This is a genomic window from Streptomyces sp. NPDC001219, from assembly GCF_053597915.1.
This window is the reverse complement of sequence record NZ_JBSFJF010000151.1, coordinates 1-3239: the sequence shown is the minus strand read 5'-3', so window position 1 is coordinate 3239 and position 3239 is coordinate 1. Positions and strand designations below refer to the sequence as shown.

Below are 3239 nucleotides of genomic sequence, written 5' to 3'. Positions count from 1 at the left end.
CACCCCAGACCATTCATCTGGACCAAGACCGCCGACGAGATCCTCGACAAAGTCGCGGCCTACTGCCACCGAATCTCTGACTCAGGTCACTAGACCAGCCACTCCCCGTCGCGCATCAGGGTCCGTCCGGCCATCTCGGGAACCGTTCCCCACGCCTGCAGCACCTTCGGGATGACCTGGAAGAAGACGTACGACGTGTGGTCCTCACGAGGGTCCCAGCCGTCCTTGGCGGCAAAGGCGTCGCCCACCTCGGCCGGAAGCTCTTGGCGGGTCAGCATGCGTGCGGTGCCGTGGACCAGGACCACGTCCCGGGTATGGCCGAAGGAGAGCCGAACCCGGCCCGAGGCGCACAGGTTTCGCCCGGTCGGGTTGGTGTCGCGGGTGGACAGCCACACCGCCTCGCCATCCCACCAGAAAGCGAGCGGAACGAGGCACGGCTCGCCGGTGCCGTCGGCCGTGGCGACCCATACGTCGTTGTCCCGCACGAGACGTGCCAGCGCCTCGCGCTTGCGCTGCTCCGGGCTCCGGGGACCGCTGGGGTGAGTGTCAACTGATGCCATGTTGCGAGGCTATGAGGTGCGGCGCTCACACACATCCGGCGGCGGAACTAGGGCGCGAGGCGGAGGGGCGTCCTCGTCCTGGGTGCGCCCTGCGGCACACGCTTCTCCCGTCTTTAACAGTGTGGTTGGCAGAGGCGCAAGAGTGGGGTGCGGCCTATGTCAGAAGGTGCCAAAGAGCGTCGCCGAGGCGCGTGTTCATGAGGTGATGAGGGTCGTCTGCGTCCGGGCCTCCCGCATGTGGCGCGGCAGGCCGGTGCGGAGGCGGGCCCTGAGCCGCCGGGCAACACCCGTTCAGCACCGCGCCGACGCAGACGTGGGCGGGTGTTGACCAGGCCGGCCAGTGGATGACGACCGAGTGTATGGAGAGCTCTCATGCCTACTGGCACACCGCGGCGCAGTCGCTCATGCCGCGGGATACTGGCCGTGCTGCTTCTTCTGGCCTCCACGTGGGGGCTGGTGCTGGGCGGCGCCGGTACGGCGTCCGCGCACGCCAAGGTGTCCAGTACCGCTCCGGCTGAGGGTTCGGTCCTCAAGACCCCACCAAAGATGGTCGCGATCACCTTCAGCGAGACGATGTCCCTGCCCGATCAGCCGCTCCGCGTCTTCGCACCGGACGGCAAGCGGGTGAACCTCGGTGAGGCGGGCTGGGCCCCGGACGACCGTGCCACGATTCGTGCGGCACTGCCCGGGGGCTTGGGCAAGGGCACCTACACGGTGTCGTGGCGAGCGGTGTCGGCGGACAGCCATCCGATCTCCGGGGCGTTCGCCTTCTCCATAGGAAAGGCGTCATCCTCCCGGGTCGCACTGCCGACGGAATCTCCGGCGAGTGAAGTGACGGGTGCGCTGTACGGCGTGGCCCGCGGTACGACCTATGCGGGGTACACGCTGATGGTGGGGGTTGCCGCCTTCGCCGTCCTGTGTCTCCCACGGGGCATGCGCCTGCGGCCGCTGCGCCGGCTCATGGGTGCGGGCTGGTGGCTGCTGTTGGCGTCCACGGCCACCCAACTGCTGTTGCGGGCACCGTACGAGGCCGGAAGCGGTCCGGGCGGTGCGTTCGATGTGACGGCCCTCCGCAACACCCTGGTCAGCGACCCCGGGCAGTTCCTGATGGCACGGGTGGCGCTGCTGCTCGGCATCTGGCTGTTGTGGAACTTCCTCGGGCAGCGTCTGAGCGGCGATCTCGTCGGCGGACCGCGGCGAGCCTGCCTCGCCCTCGGTACTGTCATCGCCGCCGCGGTGGCCGGCACCTGGTCGCTGGCGGAGCACGCCTCGGTGGGACCACAGGTGGCTTTGGCCGTGCCGATGTCCGTGGTGCACTCCGGGGCCATGGCCGTGTGGCTGGGTGGGCTGGCCGCGCTGCTCGTCGCGCTGAAGCGGGCCGGCGCCGAAGACGACGGCATGGACGCCGTCGCCGCGCGCTTCTCACGTCTGGCCTTCCTGGCGGTCGTCGCCATCGTCCTCACGGGCCTCTACCAGTCCTGGCGGCAGGTCGGTTCGTGGCAGGCCCTCGGCTCCACCCTGTACGGGAAGGTGTTGCTCGCCAAACTGGGCGCCGTCCTGCTCATGCTGCTCGCGGCCGGAGTCTCCCGCCGGTGGACGCGGAGGCTGCGTCCTCTCACCGCACGAGCCGACATCGAGCGGGACCGGGCACCGGAAGTCCACCTGGTCGCGGTCCCCTCGGCGGGTGCTTCGGCAAGGGTCGCCTCGGCAGAGGCCGCATCGGCCGGAGAGGACGCCGGCACTTCAGGAGGCCGGGCGCCCGCACTCCTCTCCCTCGCCGCAGACACCGCGCCACACGCAGACACCGCGCCACACGACGCCGCTTCGCCCTCCCTCCGCGCCCTGCGCCGTTCCGTTGTGGTGGAGGCAGCCGTCGCCGGGATCGTCCTGGCCCTCACCACGCTGCTCACCGGCACCGAGCCCGCACGCAACGACAGCCGGCCGGCAGCCGCACCGGTAACCCCCTCGGTCGCGAATCAGCAGGCAGCGACGTATGTCAACGTCCCCTTCGACACCGGCGCCCCGAAAGGCCGGGGCAAGGGAAAGGCCGCCGTCACGGTGGAGCCCGGCACCACCGGCACGAACGCGTTGAACGCCCTGGTGCGTACGCCCGACGGCGGTGTGGCCGTCGTGCCGGAACTCAAGGTGACCCTCACACTCCCCGGAAAGGGCATCGGCCCCCTCCGCGTGAAGATGAAGAAGACCGGCGGCTACTGGGCTGCGGAGGACTTCGACATCCCCATGCCCGGAAAGTGGAAACTGGCCGTCACCGTACGCACCAACGACATCGAGCAGGACACCAAGACGGCGGTGCTGGACATCAGGTGAGGCGGTGCGTTCTGCCGTCGAGGAGCCGGTCGGTGTTCGGGCCCATGCCGGGCAGCCTGGCCCCCCGCGTCGTTCCTCTGGGGTGATCGTGCTCCCCTGGTGGGCAGTGAACTCGTCGCGCGCAGGTCGTCGTTGGGACGACACCGCTCGGGAGATCACGAGTCGCGGCGAGGTACGACGAGCGGGACTCCGGTTCGGGGGTGTGCGATGACCTAGCGCCGCTCACCGCGCCTCCGACCGCGGCGATGGCGTCCCGCCGGACGCCCTGCGCCGCAGGCACATGGCCTGCGGCGCACGGGGGGGGCCGGGGGGGGGGGGGGGGCGCCCCCCCCCGCGGGGGCGGCCCAGCTC

The 3239-nt window shown here is 70.4% G+C and carries 2 protein-coding genes; one reads left to right on the top strand and one right to left on the bottom strand.

The features are described from left to right. Nucleotides 1-89: 89 nt before the first annotated feature. Nucleotides 90-560: a pyridoxamine 5'-phosphate oxidase family protein gene (locus tag ACWC9R_RS36970; protein WP_450738262.1), complete on the bottom strand. Its 471-nt coding sequence runs from the start codon at nucleotides 558-560 to the stop codon at nucleotides 90-92. A gap of 423 nt (nucleotides 561-983) precedes the next feature. Between ACWC9R_RS36970 and ACWC9R_RS36965 the strand changes: the two genes are divergently transcribed. Continuing rightward, a complete protein-coding gene (locus tag ACWC9R_RS36965) occupies nucleotides 984-2888 on the top strand; it encodes a copper resistance CopC/CopD family protein (RefSeq protein ID WP_450738260.1) in 1905 nt (634 codons plus the stop codon). Nucleotides 2889-3239 lie beyond the last annotated feature (351 nt).

What these genes read in the sequence shown, in the direction of transcription:
- ACWC9R_RS36970 (WP_450738262.1), bottom strand. Translation starts at nt 560, where the DNA reads ATGGCATCAGTTGACACTCACCCCAGCGGTCCCCGGAGCCCGGAGCAG.